15 protein-coding genes are annotated in these 15,969 nt (G+C 73.8%); 5 read left to right on the top strand and 10 right to left on the bottom strand.

All coding sequences use genetic code 11. The features are described 5' to 3' along the window. Window positions 1-32 precede the first annotated feature (32 nt). Window positions 33-1,604, bottom strand: coding sequence for a YibE/F family protein (locus ID574_RS43145; protein ID WP_188194820.1), 1,572 nt, complete (start codon window positions 1,602-1,604; stop codon window positions 33-35). A 73-nt stretch (window positions 1,605-1,677) separates the two neighbouring features. Here ID574_RS43145 and ID574_RS43140 point away from each other — a divergent pair, with 73 nt between their 5' ends. Next, complete coding sequence (locus ID574_RS43140; RefSeq protein ID WP_188194819.1) at window positions 1,678-2,385, top strand: DUF72 domain-containing protein; 708 nt, start codon at window positions 1,678-1,680, stop codon at window positions 2,383-2,385. Here the strand turns inward: ID574_RS43140 and ID574_RS43135 are convergent. The 4 genes from ID574_RS43135 to thrS all read right to left on the bottom strand — a co-directional run bounded on the left by ID574_RS43135 (window position 2,382) and on the right by thrS (window position 7,239). Next, window positions 2,382-2,819: a DUF1850 domain-containing protein gene (locus ID574_RS43135; protein ID WP_188194818.1), complete on the bottom strand. Its 438-nt coding sequence runs from the start codon at window positions 2,817-2,819 to the stop codon at window positions 2,382-2,384. The two genes, ID574_RS43140 and ID574_RS43135, sit on opposite strands and share 4 nt — an antisense overlap. A 29-nt stretch (window positions 2,820-2,848) precedes the next feature. Then, window positions 2,849-3,799 (bottom strand): TAXI family TRAP transporter solute-binding subunit, encoded by a 951-nt coding sequence (locus ID574_RS43130; RefSeq protein ID WP_188194817.1) that lies wholly within the window; start codon window positions 3,797-3,799, stop codon window positions 2,849-2,851. Then, window positions 3,796-5,970 (bottom strand): TRAP transporter permease, encoded by a 2,175-nt coding sequence (locus ID574_RS43125; RefSeq protein ID WP_223167671.1) that lies wholly within the window; start codon window positions 5,968-5,970, stop codon window positions 3,796-3,798. The genes ID574_RS43130 and ID574_RS43125 overlap by 4 nt, the downstream gene beginning before the upstream one ends. 78 nt (window positions 5,971-6,048) lie before the next feature. Beyond that, window positions 6,049-7,239, bottom strand: a complete 1,191-nt coding sequence (gene thrS, locus ID574_RS43120; RefSeq protein ID WP_223167684.1) for a threonine--tRNA ligase — start codon at window positions 7,237-7,239, stop codon at window positions 6,049-6,051. Between the two features lie 201 nt (window positions 7,240-7,440). Here thrS and ID574_RS43115 point away from each other — a divergent pair, with 201 nt between their 5' ends. After that, a complete protein-coding gene (locus tag ID574_RS43115) occupies window positions 7,441-8,412 on the top strand; it encodes a helix-turn-helix transcriptional regulator (protein WP_188194815.1) in 972 nt (323 codons plus the stop codon). On the opposite strand, the gene ID574_RS43110 is transcribed toward ID574_RS43115, so the two are convergent. Further along, the gene (locus tag ID574_RS43110; protein ID WP_223167670.1) at window positions 8,409-8,798 is read right to left on the bottom strand and encodes an ATP-binding protein; all 390 of its coding nucleotides are present in this window, start codon (window positions 8,796-8,798) and stop codon (window positions 8,409-8,411) included. The genes ID574_RS43115 and ID574_RS43110 overlap by 4 nt on opposite strands. Before the next feature lie 269 nt (window positions 8,799-9,067). Between ID574_RS43110 and ID574_RS43105 the strand changes: the two genes are divergently transcribed. From ID574_RS43105 to ID574_RS43095, 3 genes are all read left to right on the top strand, one after another. Then, window positions 9,068-9,535 (top strand): adenylyltransferase/cytidyltransferase family protein, encoded by a 468-nt coding sequence (locus ID574_RS43105; protein WP_188194813.1) that lies wholly within the window; start codon window positions 9,068-9,070, stop codon window positions 9,533-9,535. 100 nt (window positions 9,536-9,635) lie between these two features. Next, window positions 9,636-10,100 (top strand): ATP-binding protein, encoded by a 465-nt coding sequence (locus tag ID574_RS43100; RefSeq protein WP_188194812.1) that lies wholly within the window; start codon window positions 9,636-9,638, stop codon window positions 10,098-10,100. 258 nt (window positions 10,101-10,358) lie between these two features. Further along, a complete protein-coding gene (locus ID574_RS43095) occupies window positions 10,359-10,772 on the top strand; it encodes a hypothetical protein (protein ID WP_188194811.1) in 414 nt (137 codons plus the stop codon). On the opposite strand, the gene ID574_RS43090 is transcribed toward ID574_RS43095, so the two are convergent. From ID574_RS43090 to ID574_RS43075, 4 genes are all read right to left on the bottom strand, one after another. Further along, window positions 10,696-11,577, bottom strand: coding sequence for an ATP-binding cassette domain-containing protein (locus ID574_RS43090; protein WP_188194810.1), 882 nt, complete (start codon window positions 11,575-11,577; stop codon window positions 10,696-10,698). The two genes, ID574_RS43095 and ID574_RS43090, sit on opposite strands and share 77 nt — an antisense overlap. Window positions 11,578-11,692: 115 nt before the next feature. Next, window positions 11,693-12,757 (bottom strand): ABC transporter ATP-binding protein, encoded by a 1,065-nt coding sequence (locus ID574_RS43085; RefSeq protein WP_188194809.1) that lies wholly within the window; start codon window positions 12,755-12,757, stop codon window positions 11,693-11,695. After that, window positions 12,754-14,490, bottom strand: coding sequence for an ABC transporter permease subunit (locus ID574_RS43080; protein WP_188194808.1), 1,737 nt, complete (start codon window positions 14,488-14,490; stop codon window positions 12,754-12,756). The genes ID574_RS43085 and ID574_RS43080 overlap by 4 nt, the downstream gene beginning before the upstream one ends. A gap of 11 nt (window positions 14,491-14,501) precedes the next feature. After that, window positions 14,502-15,872, bottom strand: coding sequence for an ABC transporter substrate-binding protein (locus ID574_RS43075; RefSeq protein WP_188194807.1), 1,371 nt, complete (start codon window positions 15,870-15,872; stop codon window positions 14,502-14,504). Between the last annotated feature and the right edge of the window lie 97 nt (window positions 15,873-15,969).

Here is a 15,969-nt window from a genome sequence, read left to right as displayed (position 1 = left end):
GTGCTCGGCGGCCGACGCGCCGACGCCGGGCCTCAGGTGTCCGCGCGGCGACGGCGGCGGCCCGGAGGCCGGTCGGTGGGGGGCTCGTCCGGGGCAGGTCCGGCGGGGGACGCCAGTGGGCCCCGGCCCGCGTGGTCGACGGGACGGCCCGATGGGCCGCCGGGGCGGCGCACGGCCGGGGTGAAGAAGCCGCCTTCCGGCGTGGCGGATTCGCGCCGATCCATGACCGGCCCCAGGTCGCGGGCCGGTTCGGGGTGGCGGCGGCCGCGGCCGGTGACCAAGCCGTCGTGGTCGGAGCGGGAGAAGAAGCCGTCGTCCGTGTCGTCGGAGCGCGAGAAGAAGTCGTCGTCGGCGTCGGCCGGGCGGGAGAAGAAGTCCTCCTCGGCGCCGTCCCGGCGGGACAAGAAGTCCTCCCCGGCCTCCTCACCGCCTTCAGCCGTCTCGAAGCGGCGGGAGCGGCGGGAGGCGGACAGGGCCGCGAGGGCGGTGGTGATGGGGACGGCTGAGATGAGGCCGAGCGTGCCGGCGATGCTGCGGACGATCTCCTGCGCGACGACCGGCGTCGTCAGCACGTCCCCCAGCGGCTGGGACCCGATGCTGAACAGCAGCAGCAACGGCAGCGACGCCCCCGCGTACGCCAGGATGATCGTGTTGATGACGGACGCGATGTGCGCCCGCCCGATCCGGCCGGCCGCCTTGTAAAGGCGGGCGAACCCGTACGAGGGGTTGGCCTGCGCCAGCTCGGCCACCGTCACCGCCTGCGTGACCGTGACGTCGTCGAGCACGCCCAGCGCGCCGATGATGATCCCGGCCAGCAGCAACCCCTGCGTGTCGATGGGCAGGCTCATGCCCACGACCACGGAGGCGTCGTCGGTGACGCCGTTGAGCTGCGCGAGCCCCAGCGCCCCGTACGCCAGCCCGCCGGTGAGCGCCAGGCTGGCCAGCGTGCCGAGCACGGCCATAGACGTGGTCGGCGAGAAGCCGTGCGTGAGATAGAGCACGGTCAGCATGATCGCCGCCGCCCCGACGATGGCCACCAGCAGGGGCGGCTTGCCCTCGAGGAGCCCGGGGATGACGAACGTCAGCAGCAGCCCGAACGTGACCGCCAGGCCCACGAGCGCGGTGACGCCGCGCCACCGCCCGAAGGCGATCACCGCCAGCACGAACGCCGCCCCGAACAGCCACAGCGGCACCGCCCGGTCGTGATCGGAGATCTGGTAGGCCCCGTCCGCGTCACGCAGCAGGATGACGTCGTCGCCCGGGGCGAAGCGCTGCGCGCCGGGGCCGCTCGGCAGGCGGAGCGTGACGTCCTTGTTCACATCGGGCCCCGCGCCGACCTTGACCGTGGCGTTCCCGCAGGTGGCGGGGTCGGATCGAGGCGCGCCCTCCGCGGCCGGCGGGCAGGTCTTGAGCGTGACGCTGGTGACCGTTCCGGTGAGCCGCTGAACCCCGGCCTGCGGCGGGCCGGCGTCCGGCCCGTCCGGCCAGAGCCACAGCAGGCCGGCCAGTGTGACGATCGCCAGCGGCACCAGCACGGCCAGGGTGGCGACGAGCGTGCGTCGCGAAGTGGGGACGGCGGTGCCGTGCGCGTGATGTGCGCCCATCGACGTGAAGGTCCTCCTCGGCTGACGAATAGTGACAGTACTGCACCTGGAAGGTCAGGGTAGGCGTAAAAGCATGACATGGCTGGTCGGCACCTCCGGGTGGCAGTACAAGGACTGGCGGGGGGTGCTGTATCCGGCGGGGGTGCCGCAGCGGCTCTGGCTGGAGGTGTACGCCCGCGAGTTCCCCACCGTCGAGAGCAACAACGCCTTCTACCGGCTGCCGACGCCCGAGACGTTCGGCGCCTGGCGGGAGCGCACGCCCGACGGGTTCGTGATGGCGGTCAAGGCCAGCAGGTTCCTGACCCACATCAAGCGGCTGGACGAGCCGGAGGAGCCGGTCCGGAGGCTCATGGGCGCCGTTTCCGCGCTGAAGGAGAAGCTCGGCCCGATCCTGCTGCAGCTGCCGCCGACGCTCAGGGCCGAGCCCGGCCGGCTCGACCGGTGCCTGAGGTGCTTCCCGCGCGACGTGCGGGTGGCCGTCGAACCGCGGCACGACTCCTGGTGGACCGACGAGGTGCAGGACGTCCTTCTGACCCACGGGGCGGCCCTGTGCTGGGCGGACCGGCTGGGCCGGCCGCGGAATCCGCTCTGGCGCACGGCCGGATGGGGGTACGTGCGCATGCACCAGGGCCGGGCGGGCGTCGAGTACGGCGACACCTCGCTGCGCACCTGGGTGCGGCGGGTGCGCGAGGCGGGCTGGGAGGACGTCTACGTGTACTTCAACAACGACGTGGGAGGGGCGGCGGTCCGCAACGCGCGGCGATTCGCCCGGCTCGGCTAGAGGAAGGACCGGTCGTAGGGCGGGCGGCAGGGCTCGCCCCGGACGTCACGCGTCAGCTCCACCTTCAGCCGCACCTCGGCGGCGCCCGCGCCGGGGTAGAGCGGCAGGCAGCGGCCGCCCGCGATCAGCGTGCGGCGGCCGATGGAGGTGGTGAGCAGCGACAGCTCCTCGTACGTGGCGGGCTCGGCCAGGCGCAGCAGCCACGCCCCCGTCCGGGTCCGGCTGCGGGTGCCCGCCAGCGCGTAGTAGTCGAGGACGTTCTCGCTGGCCGAGATGACCGCCCGCATGGTGAACCGGCGGCCCTCGACCGTGAAGAGCTCGGCCGACGGCGCCTTGTAGATCGAGTGCACGTAACCGATCATGAAGCCGCCGGAGCCGACCGGCAGGCCGTTCACGGTGAGGCGCCCGGCCCCGTCGCCGGAGCCGAGCGCCATCGCCGCCAGGACCGCGAGGACGAGCCTGATCAGGCCTTTTCCTTGTAGTAGCGGGCCGCGCCCGGGTGCAGCTCGACAGGGGCCACCTGCTGGCCCAGCTTCGCGTCGAGCTTCTTGGCCTCCGGGTGCACGGCCGACAGCTCGGTCTTCTTCTCGAAGAGGGTCTTGGTGATGTCGTAGGCGAGCTGCTCGCTCATCTTGTCCGGCACCAGCAGCACGTTCGCGATGCCGACCGTCTTGACGGTGCCGTCCAGCTTGTAGGTGGACATGTCGACGTCGAGCCCGACGTACTGCTGCCCGTACGTGGACTGCATCTTCGCCAGGACGTCGGCCGTGTCGAGCAGCTTCATGTCGGGCTTGCTGGATGCCAGGTCGGTGATGCCCGCGGTGGGCAGCCCGCCGACCCAGAAGAACGCGTCGATCGTTCCGTCCTTGGCGGCCTGCACCGACTCGTTGATCGACAGCTGCTGCTTGGTGATGTCGGTGTCGGGGTTGAGTCCGGCCGCCTCCAGCATGCGCCGGGCCACGACCTGGGTGCCGGAGTTCGCCGGGCCGAGCGAGACGCGCTTGCCCTTCAGATCGGCGACCTTGGTGGCCTCGACGCCCGGGGCGACCACGACGTGCGTGTAGTTGTCGTAGATGCGGGCGATCGCCTTGACCGGCTGCTTGGCGGTGAAGGTGTCCTTGCCGTTGACCGCGTCGGCCGCGGTGTCGGCCTGGGAGAAGCCGATGTCGGCCTTGCCCTCGGCCAGCAGCTTGATGTTCTCGACGGAGGCCGAGGTGACCGACGCGGTGGCCCGCGTGTTGGCGATGTTCGCCGACAGCTGCTTGGCCAGGCCGCCGCCGTACACGTAGTAGACGCCCGTCGTGCCGCCCGTGGCGATCGACAGCCGGTTGCCCGAGCCGCCGCCGCTTCCGCCGCCGCCGCAGCCCGCCACGGTCAGGGCTGCTGCGGCGACTATCGCAAAGATCCGCTTCACGCTGGGTCCCTTCTCCTTCTTCTGACGAGATGCAGGGCGGCGGCCACGGCCAGCACGGCCAGGCCGGCGACGATGGGGACGGGTTCGAGGAACAGCAGCAGCACCGCGGCCGCCGCCGCGAGCAGCCGCTCCGGCACGCCGGTCAGCCCGCCCGTGGCCATGGCGAGGGCGGCCACCGCGACCGCCGAGACCGCCGCCATCAGCAGCACGGTCCCGATGGGCCCCTGCCCGAGCAGCGCCTGGCCGTTCGGCGTCAGCACGAACGCGAACGGCACCAGGAACGCCGGCAGGGTGTACCGCCAGGTCATCATCATGGTCCGGTACGTGTTGCCGCCCGTGATGGCGGCCGCCGCGACCGCGGACAGCGCCGTGGGCGGGCTCACCTCCGACAGCACCGCGTAGTAGAAGACGAACATGTACGCCTCGGCCTGCGTGACGCCCAGCTTCAAAAGCGCCGGGCCGATGATCACCGCGGCGATGATGAAGCTCGCGGTCACCGGCACGGCCAGGCCCAGCACCATGACGGCGATGGCGGCCATGACCGCCGTGATGATCAGGCTGCCCGCGCCGATGTCCACGATGATGTCGGCGAGGCTCTGCCCGAGCCCGGTCAGCGTGATGGCGCCGACGATGATGCCCGCCGCCGCGCACACCGCGGTCACCGGCAGCACCTCCAGCGTGCCCTTGGCCAGCGCCTGCCCGACGCGCTTGGGGGTCATCCGGTTCGCGGGGTCGAGGAACGACAGCGCGAAGGCCACGGCGGTGGCGATCACCACGGACTGGAACGCCGACCGGTCCAGCGCCATCAGCACGATGATGAGGATGAGCGAGCTGAAGTGGTAGCCGAAGCGCAGCAGCAACCGCCCGGCCTTGGGGGCGTCCACCTGCACGGCGTGGGTGCCGAAGCGGCGCGAGTCGATCTCGATGGCGAGGAAGATGCCCAGGTAGTACAGGATCGTGGGGATCGTCGCGTAGAGCAGCACCTCGAGGTAGCTGACATTGAGGTACTCGGCGATGATGAACGCCGCCGCGCCCAGCGTGGGCGGGGAGAGGATCGCGCCGATGCCGCCGGCCGCCAGGATGCCGCCCGCGGGCTCCCGCGGATAGCCGGCCCGCCGCAGCACGGGCCAGGCGACGCTGCCGAGGCTGACCGTGGTGGCCACGCCGGAGCCCGACACGGTGCCGAGCAGGAAGCCGGCCAGGGTGACGGTACGGCCGGGGGCGGCGCGCGACTGGCGGAAGGCGGCGAAGCTGAGGTCGATGAAGAACCGGCTCGCGCCCGAGAACTCCAGCACGGCGCCGTAGATCGTGAACAGGATGATGTAGCTCGCGGCGACCTGCATCGGGACGCCGAAGAAGCCCTCCGTGCCGGTGTAGAGCTGCGCCACGATCTGCTCGAGGTCGAAGCCGCGATGGCCGATCGTCCAGTCAATCGGCAGATACGACCCGTAATAGGTATAAATCAGGAAAACTATGCAGATGATGGCCAGCGACCATCCGACGGTGCGCCGTACCGCCTCCAGCAGCAGCACCGTCAACACCAGGCCGGCCACGACGTCCAGGTCCGTCAGCGCGGCACCCGAGCCCCGGTCGCGGAACCCGTCCATGTCGAGCAGCGGATAGACCAGCACGGCGAGGGCGGCGGCCGCCAGCAGCCAGTCGGCCACGGTCGGCCACTCGGCGCGCCGCGTCCCCTCCGGATGCACCACCGCCCGTGACACCCCGGCCAGCGGGTCGGGCCGCTCCTCCTCCGCCGGCGGAACCGCCCGCCCGTCCACCGTCGTCCCGGCCGCCCGGTCGTCCAGCGCAGTCACGGCCGCCCGGTCGCCCGGCGCCGTCCCGGCCGGCGGGCCCGACTCGTCGCCCGCGGGCACGGGCGCCGCGGCGTCCCGGGCCTTCTTCCAGGCGGGGCGGCGGCGCAGCAGCCGGTCCAGCCCGGCCGGCACGCCCGAGCGGTAACACAGGAACACCAGGGGCAGCGCCACCGCCAGGAACGTCATCCGATGCTGGAGCGCCTCGACCGGCCGGAACACCACCACCAGCGAGTAGGCCGACAGCAGGCCGCCCACGATCCACACGCCGAGCCGGAGCCCGCCGCCCAGATGCCGAGCCGGGCGTTCCTGCTCGTGAGCGGAAACCAGCTCGGCCTCACGATCGCTCAGCTCGGTCAAGACGTCCTCCCCCGACACGGCGTTGCAGGGACTTTACGAGGCGTTTCCACGATCAGGGAAGACTCTGTTACCTGATTGTCAGATCAAAGGTCGCGCCTCGGCCGCCAGCCGCTCGATCGGCACCTCCCCCGCCTGGCTCCCGTCGCGCAGCCGTACCGCGGGCAGCCCGCTCGCCACCTCGCGCGGCCCGACGACGAGCTGGTACGGCACCAGCCGGTGCGCCCTGATCCTGGCCCCGAGACTCCCCCGGTCGGCGGGCGCCAGCTCCGCCCGCAGCCCGGCGGCCACGCAGCGCCGCAGCAGGTCCTCGGCGGCCGGCAGCTCGGCGTCCGACAGCGGCAGCACCACCGCCTGCACGGGCGCCAGCCACGCGGGGAACGCGCCTCCGTGCACCTCGATGAGGTGCGCGACCAGGCGTTCGAGGCCGCCGACGACGCTGCGGTGGACCATGGCCGGGCGGTGGCCGCCGACGTAGCCCAGGTCGAAGCGCTCGGGCATGTAAAGATCCACCTGGACGGTCGACAGGGTGGACTCACGCCCGGCGGGGTCGGCGATCTGGATGTCGATCTTCGGCCCGTAGAAGGCGCTCTCGCCGCGCTCCTCCTCGTAGGGCTGGCCGCGCTCCTTGAGCACCTCGCGCAGCACGGCCTCGGAGCGGGCCCACATGACGGGGTCGTCGACGAACTTGTCCCCGTCGCCGCGCAGCGACAGCCGGTAGCGCGCGGCCCGGATGCCGAGCCGGGCGTGCGCGGCCTCGATCAGGTCGAGCGCGGCCGACACCTCGGCGGCGGCCTGCTCAGGGGCGCAGAACACGTGGCCGTCGTTGAGGGAGATGGAGCGCACCCTGGTCAGCCCGCCCAGGACGCCGGACAGCTCGGAACGGTATTGCCCGCCCAGCTCGGCCAGGCGCAGCGGCAGCTCGCGGTGACTCCTCTGGCGCCGGCGGTAGATGAGCGCGTGGTGCGGGCACAGGCTGGGGCGCAGGACGAACTCCTCGCCTCCCACGTTCATGGGCGGGAACATGTCGTCCGCATAGTGGGACCAATGCCCGGAGCGCTCGTAGAGCTCCCGTTTCCCGAGCACCGGCGAGTTGACGTGCTGGTAGCCGTTGCGGCGCTCCAGTTCGTGGACATAGTCCTCGATGGCCTTGCGCATGGCCGCCCCGGCGGGCAGCCAGTAGGGCAGGCCGGAGCCGATCAACGGGTCGGTGTCGAAGATGCCCAGCTCACGGCCGAGCCTGCGGTGGTCGTTCATGATGATCCTTTCCAGGGAAAGGGCGAACGACCAGCTGTCCCGGGCGTTCGCCCGGGAAGCGTGGAATCAGCGCGCCGGGACGAGGTCCGGCGTCGTCGTGACGAAGACGTGGGCGCGCTGCATGTCCTCAACCGTAGCATCGGTGACCTCGCACCCGCTGGTGAAAAAAACCTTCAAGAAGACCTCAAGGTTTGGCAAATGGTATATAAAGGCTCCGTGGCCGAGATCACTCTGGACGTCTGCCAGCTGCAGGCGTTCGCCGAGGTCGGCTACCAGGCGGCGGGCGGCGGCGACGCGCACGGGGCGATGGCCGCGCTGCGCCGGGTGGTCCCGCTCGACGCCTACGAGTTCGTCGCGTTCGATCCGGCGACGGGCCGCCACCACAGCGTGGTGTCCGACGGGCACCGGCGCATCGACCGGGACGCCGCCGAGGAATACGCCGGCCTCGACGCCTACCGCAGGGCGTTGTCCACCCGGGCGCCCGTGAGCATGCCGGAGCCGGGCACCGAGCGCTACTTCCGCCGCCACCTGGCGCCCTACGGGTGGCGGGCCGGGCTGACGGCTCCGCTGTTCCTGGCCGAGGGCCGCTACACGGGCCTGCTGCACCTGGCGTCCCGGGATGCCTTCCCCCGGCTCACCGGGGCCCTTGTGGCGGCGGTGAGCCCGATGCTCGCCCATCTCACCGACCTGACCAGGTGCGTGATCGACCCCGTGGGGCTGCCTCCCGACTTCCGCGCCGTGGCCTTCGACCGGGTCGGCGTGCGCCGCGAGGTGCCAGGGCGTGAGGTGTCGGCCGCCCTCTGGGACGACCCGGCCGTGGCGGCGTACGCCCGGGCGTTCATCGACTCGCGCGAGCTGAGCAGGCACGGGCTGTGGCTCGACGGCGACGGGCGCTGGCACGAGTTACGGCTGCTCCGGGCCGGCGTCGGGTTCCAGGGGGCGCTGCAGGGGGCCGTGGCGGCGGAACGGCCGTGCGCGCTGCCGTACGACCTGACCGGCAGGGAGGTGGACGTGCTCACGAGGGTCGCGGCGGGCGACTCCAACCCGCAGATCGCCGCCGCGCTCGTGCTCAGCGTCCGCACGGTGACCACCCACCTGGAGCACATCTTCGCCAAGCTGGGCTGCGACAGCCGCACCCGCCTCACCACCAAGGCCCTCGCCGAGGGCCTGTGCCGCCTGGACGTCTAGACCGCCACGGCCGGGAGGTCGGCCTGCAGGAGCTCGAACCAGACCGTCGTCGAGCCGGCCTCGCGGGTGAAGCCCCAGCGGTGGCTGAGCGCCTCGATCAGCGGCAGGCCGCGCCCGCTGGTGGACTGCGCGCTCGTACGGCACACGCACGGCGGCCCGTCGGAGCCGGCGTCCGACACGCACACCCGCACCGCGGCCTCCGAGCTCGTCACGGTCACCGTGAACGAGCCGCCCACGCCGGACCGGGTGTGCAAAATCGCGTTGGTGGCCAGCTCGCTGGTGAGCAGGACCACGTCGTCGTAGAGGGGGTGATCGCGGCCGAGCGCGGCCGTCACGATCCCCCTGGCCCGTGACACCTGGGAGGGAACCCCCGGCAGCCGAGCCATGAGCCCGCCCGAGCCGATTGGGTCGCCCCCATTGACACGATGAGAATCCAGCGGCGCCACAGCGACCTCCCCCATAGTCGGGCCCCAACCTCAACGCTGCGTTATGAGACGCCCGGGTGGAGGCCATCGGACTATCGCAAAAAGGTAGGAATGCCCTTTCCCAAGGTCGCCTGCACGAGCGCCGGCGGCGACCGAGTACGCTGCGATCGACGAGTCGTCTAGGCCCGCAGGGGAAGCGTCGAGGCCCGTGGGGCAGCGGAGGAGGTCGCGTGAGCAGCCTGGAGGCCGTCTGGGTGCAGCCGTACGACCTGCCGGGGGCGGCGGTCGTGACCGGGGTCTTCGACATCCTGCACGTGGGGCACGTGCGCTATCTGGGCGCGGTGGCGGCCCGCGGGCGGCCGCTCGTCGTCGGCGTCGAGGACGACCCCCGCGTGCGCGCCTGGAAGGGCCCGAGCCGCCCGCTCAACCCGGCGGCCGAGCGTGCCGAGGTCCTGGCCGCGCTCCGCTTCGTCACCGGCGTCTTCATCGTCACGGGCCCGTCCGAGGCCCACGGCCCGGAGGACTACATCGACCTGCTCGCCCCGATGCGTCCCGGCGCGCTCGCGCACACGGCGGGCGACCCGCACGCGGGCGCCCGCGCCGCCGCGGCCGCGATCCTGGGCGCCGAGTGCTGGGAGCTGGAGGCCATCCCGGGCCGCTCCACGACCCGGATCGTGAACGCCGCCGGCAAGGGCTGACCCCGGCCGCAGGCTCCCCTCAAGAGCTGTCTCCACGGGGAATTCTCGCCTATGCCCGTTGGCTGTCACTGAGCGGAAGCGGTCACGGGGAGCGTGCGAGATGAAGGGGCTTGCGGCGAGCAGGACCTCGGCCGAGATGAACGGGTGCCGGAGCGCGTCGTGGACGTTGGCGCGAGACCTCGGCTCGGTGCGCGCGGCGCGCCGGCTGACCCGGGCGACGCTGGCCGAGTGGGATCTGCAGGATCCGGTGGAGGTCGCCGAGTTGCTGGTCAGCGAGTTGGTCGGCAACGCGCTGAAGCATGCGCGCGGGCAGGTTCGCCTGAGTCTGTCCGTCGTGGACGGCTTGGTGCGGTGCGAGGTCGAGGACGAGGACCCGAGGCTGCCGCGGCTGTGCGACGCCGCCGTCGATGACGAGAGCGGGCGCGGGCTGTTCCTGGTCGACACGCTGTCCAGCCGCTGGGACGCGGTTCCCACGGCCGGCGGCAAGGTCGTCCGGTTCGACCTTCCCGCGTACGCGGCCGCCGGCACCACACCCCTGGACGTGCCGGCGGCGCTGGCCGCCTGACCCGGGCCACCCGCAGATCTCCCCTCGGTGAACGCTGACCGCCGCCTCTCCGCCGTCCGGCCCCGCGCGTCGAACAGCGCGCCGGGCGGGGCGCTCTTCGACCCGCCGGGCGGGGCGCCGCCGGGCAGCACGAGCAGCCCGGACAGGACGACATGGCGCCCGTGTAGAGGCCCAGCCGGTGGTCCCCCGGCCAGGTCCGGCAGCCTGGCGCGGGCCACGGGGACCAGCAGCATCTGTCCGGCGGTCAGCAGCACGACGATGGCCGGCGACGGCAGCAGACCGCCGGCCGCGCGCACGGGCGGCAGCAGCCCGGCGGCGACCGCGCCGGTGGCCATGAGCCCCAGGCCGGTCAGCAGCGCGCCGCGCAGGGACAGCCGGCGCGCGGCCCACCCGGACAGCGGGATCTGCGCGGCGACGACCAGCGCCCAGGAGAGGGCGAACAACCGGCCGAGCGCACCCTGCGTGCCCGTGGCCCGCTCGACCTCGACGGGCAGGCATCACGAACAGCCGCTGCCGGCTGGACGTGCGCAGGCCCAGGATCAGGCCGACGAGCCGGCCGGCCAGCGCCGGCGAGCCGGTCCGGTGGGCGGGCAGGTCAAGCGGCGCCCGCCCGAGGACCGCCTGCCGTCGCTGCGCCGGCCGTGCTCGATGCCGCTGGGCGGGGCCGGGTGAGCTCCGGGACGGCGGCGAGCAGCTCGCGGGTGTAGTCGTGCGCGGGCGCGTCCCACACCTGGCGGACGGGTCCGGTCTCGACGATCCGGCCGTGGCGCAGCACCGCGACGCGGTCGGCCACGTGCCGGACGAGGGCGAGGTCGTGGCCGATGAACAGCTGGCCGAGCCCGAGGTCGTCCCGCAGGTCGGCGAGGAGGTTGACGATCCCGGCCCGTACGGACGGGTCCAGCGCGGACACGGGCTCGTCCAGGACGAGCAGCCGGGGCTCGCAGGCCAGGGCGCGGGCGATGCCGACGCGCTGGCACTGGCCGCCGGACAGCTCGTACGGCCGGCGCCGGGCCAGGGCGCCGTCCAGGCGCACCAGGTCGAGCAGCTCGGCGACGCGGGCCGGGCCGGTCAGCGGGTCCCAGCGGCCCTGGACGCGCAGGGGTTCGGCGATGGCGTCCGACACGCGCAGGCGCGGGCTGAGCGAGCCGTAGGGGTCCTGGAAGACGGGCTGCAGCGCAGGCCGCAGCGGGCGCAGGGCCCGCTCGTCGAGCGTGGTGAGCTCGCGGCCCTCGAAGCGCACCGAGCCGCTCTCGGGCCTGCGCAGCATGAGGACGGCGGCGGCGATGCTGGACTTCCCGGAGCCCGAGCCGCCGACCAGGGCGAGCGTCTCGCCGGCGGCCAGGGCGAACGAGACGCCGTCCACCGCGAGGACGGGCGGCGTGCGGCGGCCGCGCGCCGGGTAGCGCACGACGAGATCGTGCACCTCCAGGAGGGGCGGCGTCACCGGGGACTCCCGGACCGGCTCGGACGGCGTCATACGGGGCTCCTCCCTCATCGGGACTCCCGGACCGGCCTCGGACGGCGTCATGCGGGGCTCATCCGTCATCGGACCTCCCGGACCGGCCTCAGACGCGTCATACAAGACTCCTCCGTCATCGCGACTCCTGGACCGGCTCGGACGGCGTCATGCGGGCTCCTGGAGTGGCCTGGAACAGGTCGGTGACCGGGTCCGGCAGCTCGCCGAGCCGGTGGCAGGCGGCCAGGTGCCCGTCGCCGGCCTCGCCGGGCTCGGGCTCGCGGTCCTGGCAGGCGTCGGCGGCGGCCGGGCAGCGGGGCGAGAAGGCGCAGCCGGGCGGGAGCGCGCCGGGGTGCGGCGGCGCGCCGCCGATCACGGGAAGCCGCCGGTCCACCGCCTCACGGCGCGGGAGGGACGCGATGAGGCCGCCGGTGTAGGGGGCTCGCGGATGGCGCAGCACGCGGCCGACCGGGCCGGATTCGACCTGCCGGCCCGCGTACATGACGAGCACGCGATCGGCGTGCCCCGCCGCCACCGCCAGGTCGTGGGTGACCAGCAGCACGGCCAGCCCCGCCTGTTCGCGCAGGTCGGCGAGCATGCGCAGGATCATGGCCTGGACGGCGGAGTCGAGGGCGGTGGTCGGCTCGTCGGCGACGACGAGGGCGGGGTCGTTGACGGTGGCCATGGCGATCACCGCGCGCTGGCGCATCCCGCCGGAGAACTCGTGCGGGTAGGCGCGTGCCCGCCGCGCCGCGTCGGGGATGCCGACCCGGTCCAGTGCGGCCACCGCGTGGTCCCAGGCGGCTCTGCGGCCCAGCCGCCGCACGGAGCGGGCGGCGAGCGCGAGCTGGTCGCCGACGGTGTGGACGGGACTGAGCACCGAGAGCGCGTCCTGCGGCACGAAGGCGACGCGCCGGCCGCGTACCCGCCGATAGACGCGCTGGGGCGCCCCCGCCAGCTCGACTCCCTCCAGGCGCACGCTGCCGGAGACGCGCAGGCCGGGCGGCAGCAGCCCGAGCAGGGCACGCGCGGTGAGCGACTTGCCCGCGCCGGACTCGCCGACGACCGCGAGCATCTCACCGAGGGCCACGTCGAAGGACAGCCCCCGGACGATCTCGGCCGAGTCCGTGGCGACGCGCAGGTCGCGAACGCTCAGCAGCGGCTCGGCACCCGTCGTGCCGGCCGGGTCGGTGCTCGTCATGACGGGCGGCCCTCCGTGCCGTGGAGCGTGGACAGCGAGACGGCCAGCGCGGCCAGCAGCAGGAGCATCGTGGCAGGGGCCAGCGCCGCCCACGGCGCGCGCTCGACGTACGGCAGCGACTCGGCCAGCGTCAGCCCCCACTCCGGAGCGGGCGGCTGGGCGCCCAGGCCGAGAAAGCCGAGCGAGGCCAGGGCCAGGGCGACACCGGGCAGGCGCAGCACCGCGTGCCGGGCGATCGGCCCGGCGACCGCGGGCAGGACGTGACGGGTCAGGATCCAGGAGGGCGGGGAGCCGATGGCGCGCTGGGCCACCAGGTGGGCCGCCGCGCGGGTCTCGGAGACCAGGGCGGCGGTGTGGGCGGAGAGCACGGGCCAGGAGACCAGGGCCACCGCGACGGAGGCGCCCAGTGTGCCGGGGCCGAGCGCCGCCGCGACCAGGATGCCGGCGATCACCGGCGGCACGGCGTTGGCGATCTCGGCGGCGCCCGAGGCGGGCCCCGGCAGGAAGCCGAGGGCCAGGGAGACGACGTACGAGCCCGCGCTGACCAGCGCCGCGACCCCCAGTGTGGCCGCCGCGCCGTGGCCGACCCTGGCCAGCACGTCCCGGCCCAGAGCGTCGGTGCCCAGCGGATGGTCCCAGCTCGGCCCGGCCAGCCTGGCGGCCACGTCGATGGCCAGCGGGTCGAGGAACAGCCCCCAGCCGACGGCCACCGCCAGCACCGCGGCGCAGGCGGCCGGCACCAGGCGGCGCCACCGGCCACCGCCGCCGGCGGCGGGCGCGGGCAGCGACAGCGCGGCGTCGCGCAGCCCGGGGCCGAGCATCCAGCGCCGGCCGGCGGTCGCCAGGGTCCCGGCGAGGACGCCGAGCAGGACGAGGGCGAGCACCGAGCCCTGGAGCAGCGGCAGGTCCTGGGATTCCGCCGCACCCAGCGCGGTCCTGCCGATGCCGGGCACCGCGAACACCGTCTCGACGGCGACCGCTCCGCCCGTCAGCCCGACGGCCACCAGCCCGAACTGGGGCACGAGCGGGGGCAGCGCGCGGCGCAGCGCCGCCCGGGCGATGACGCCGGGCCGGCAGCCGGCCGAGCGCCACAGCCCGACCCAGGGCTCGGCGAACACCGCGGGCAGCGCGTCGTCCACCAGCCGCCCCAGCACCCCGCCCGCCGGGATGCCGAGCGCGAGCGCGGGCAGCACCATGTCCTGCGGGTTCTGCCAGCCGTAGGGCGGCAGCCAGCCGAGCCACACCGACAGCGTCACCAGCAGCAGCGTCGCGATGAGGAACTCGGGCAGCGCGGCCAGCGCGGCGGCCGCGGCCCCCGTGGCGCGACCGCCGCGCAGGGTGCCGCGCGCGCCGCGGACCAGCGTCGGCGCGCACAGCACGCACACCAGCGCCACGGTCACGATCAGCGCAGCGGTCATCAGCGTCAGCGAGACGCCGAGGCCGGACAGGACCGAGGGCAGCACGGGGCCGCCGTCCACCCAGGAGCGGCCGAGGTCGCCGCGCAGGACGCCCGCCAGCCAGCCGCCGAGCAGCGGCACCGGACCGCCGTCCAGGCCCAGCTCGCGCCGGATGGCCTCCAGGACCTCCGGCGTCGGCTCCTGCTCGGCGGAGCGGGCGCGCAGCAGCGACAGGGCCGCGTCGCGGCCGGACAGCCAGGGCAGGAGCCCCACCACGACGATGATCGCGGCGACCGCGACGGTCCGCGCGAGCACGGCGCCGGCGCGCTCGCGCATCGGCGGCGCGATCACTTCAGCCGGGTGTCGAGGGTGATCAGGATCCGCTCGCGCGGGTCCTTCGCCGAGCCCGTCACCGTGGTGGCGTCGCCCTGGATGACGCGCTCGTGCAGCATGGGGATGGCGGCGTCGGTGCGCAGGATCGCCGCCTCGGCCTCGAGGATCGCCGCGCGCCTCGCGGCACCGGCCTCCGTGGCCGCGGCCTTCTTCACCGCCTTGTCGACGCCGTCGTCGCACAGCTTGGCGAGGTTGAAGGAGCCGTCGCAGGTGAAGTCGGCCTGCAGGTACGCCACCGGGTCGCCGGAGTCCAGCATGGTCGCCCGGGAGAGGATGAACGCGTCGAACTCGCCGGCGAGGGCGTCCTCCTCGATGTGGGCGTACTCGCGTACCACGAGCTTGACCGTGAAGCCTGCGGCCTGGAGCTGCTGTTGCAGCACCGAGGCGACCTCGGGCAGCTCCGGCCGGTCGGAGTAGGTGGCCAGGGTGATCCGCGTGCCCTTGGCGTCCGCGGCGGCCGTGCGCTGGGTCAGGGGCTTGCGGCCTTCGGCGGCCCACGGGAGGGCGGGGCCCAGCAGTCCGGCGGCGACGTCGGCGCGGCCCTCGTACACGCCGTTCACCAGTTGCCCGGCGTCGATGGCGGTGCGGGCGGCGGCACGCAGGCCGGCGTCCTTGAACGGGCCTTTCGCGGTGTTGAGGTAGAGCGTGTTGGTGCGGGGCATCGGCACCTCGCTGATCGTCTCCTTCGGCAGGAGCGCGGCCTGCGAGACCGGCACCGCCTCGACGACGTGCGCCTGGCCGCTGCGGATGGCGGCGGCGCGGGCGGTGCCGTCGGGCACGAAGGAGACGTCGATGCCGGCGGCCTTGGCCTTCTCGCCCCAGTAGCCGTCGTAGCGGTCGAGGGTGGCGGTCGTGGTGCCGTTGATCCGGGTCAGCTTGAACGGGCCGCTGCCGGTGCCGACCGGGTTCACCTGGCCGTCCGAGCCGTACGCGCGCTCGGCCAGGATCGACAGCTGCGGCGAGGACAGGCGGTGCGGCACCAGCGGATCGGGCTCTCCGGTGGTCACGACCAGCTTGTCGCCCTCGGCCTTGGCGGTGAGCTCGACGCCGTCGAGGATGCGCGGCTTGGGGGTCGCCTGGCCGGCCCTGGTCAGCGCGTTGGCGGCGACCTGGGCGGTCAGCTTGCTGCCGTCGTGGAAGGTCACGCCCTGGCGGATGGTGAATTCCCAGGTGCGGTCCGAGCTGCGGGACCACGCGGTGGCGAGCGCCGGCTGCGCGTCGCCCTCCTCGTCCAGATTGACCAGGGTCTCGGCGGTGGACCAGCGCGACAGTTTGAAGGCGTCGTCACTGAACGGCGACAGGCCGGAACGCGGCGGCAGGAGCATGGCCACCTTGATCCGCCCGCCGGCGGGGTCCGCGCTCTGCCCGCCCGCCGGAACAGAACACGCGGTCAATGAGAGGGCGCAAACCGCCCCGAGGGCA

It is taken from the genome of Nonomuraea sp. SYSU D8015 (genome assembly GCF_008065375.1).
Lineage (GTDB): Bacteria > Actinomycetota > Actinomycetes > Streptosporangiales > Streptosporangiaceae > Nonomuraea.
This window is presented reverse-complemented; position numbering and strand designations above follow the sequence as displayed.

What these genes read in the sequence shown, in the direction of transcription:
- ID574_RS43145 (WP_188194820.1), bottom strand. Translation starts at nt 1,604, where the DNA reads ATGGGCGCACATCACGCGCACGGCACCGCCGTCCCCACTTCGCGACGC.
- ID574_RS43140 (WP_188194819.1), top strand. Translation starts at nt 1,678, where the DNA reads ATGACATGGCTGGTCGGCACCTCCGGGTGGCAGTACAAGGACTGGCGG.
- ID574_RS43135 (WP_188194818.1), bottom strand. Translation starts at nt 2,819, where the DNA reads ATGGCGCTCGGCTCCGGCGACGGGGCCGGGCGCCTCACCGTGAACGGC.
- ID574_RS43110 (WP_223167670.1), bottom strand. Translation starts at nt 8,798, where the DNA reads ATGGCTCGGCTGCCGGGGGTTCCCTCCCAGGTGTCACGGGCCAGGGGG.
- ID574_RS43100 (WP_188194812.1), top strand. Translation starts at nt 9,636, where the DNA reads ATGAAGGGGCTTGCGGCGAGCAGGACCTCGGCCGAGATGAACGGGTGC.
- ID574_RS43095 (WP_188194811.1), top strand. Translation starts at nt 10,359, where the DNA reads ATGGCCGGCGACGGCAGCAGACCGCCGGCCGCGCGCACGGGCGGCAGC.
- ID574_RS43090 (WP_188194810.1), bottom strand. Translation starts at nt 11,577, where the DNA reads ATGACGCCGTCCGAGCCGGTCCGGGAGTCCCCGGTGACGCCGCCCCTC.
- ID574_RS43085 (WP_188194809.1), bottom strand. Translation starts at nt 12,757, where the DNA reads ATGACGAGCACCGACCCGGCCGGCACGACGGGTGCCGAGCCGCTGCTG.
- ID574_RS43080 (WP_188194808.1), bottom strand. Translation starts at nt 14,490, where the DNA reads ATGCGCGAGCGCGCCGGCGCCGTGCTCGCGCGGACCGTCGCGGTCGCC.
- ID574_RS43075 (WP_188194807.1), bottom strand. Translation starts at nt 15,872, where the DNA reads ATGCTCCTGCCGCCGCGTTCCGGCCTGTCGCCGTTCAGTGACGACGCC.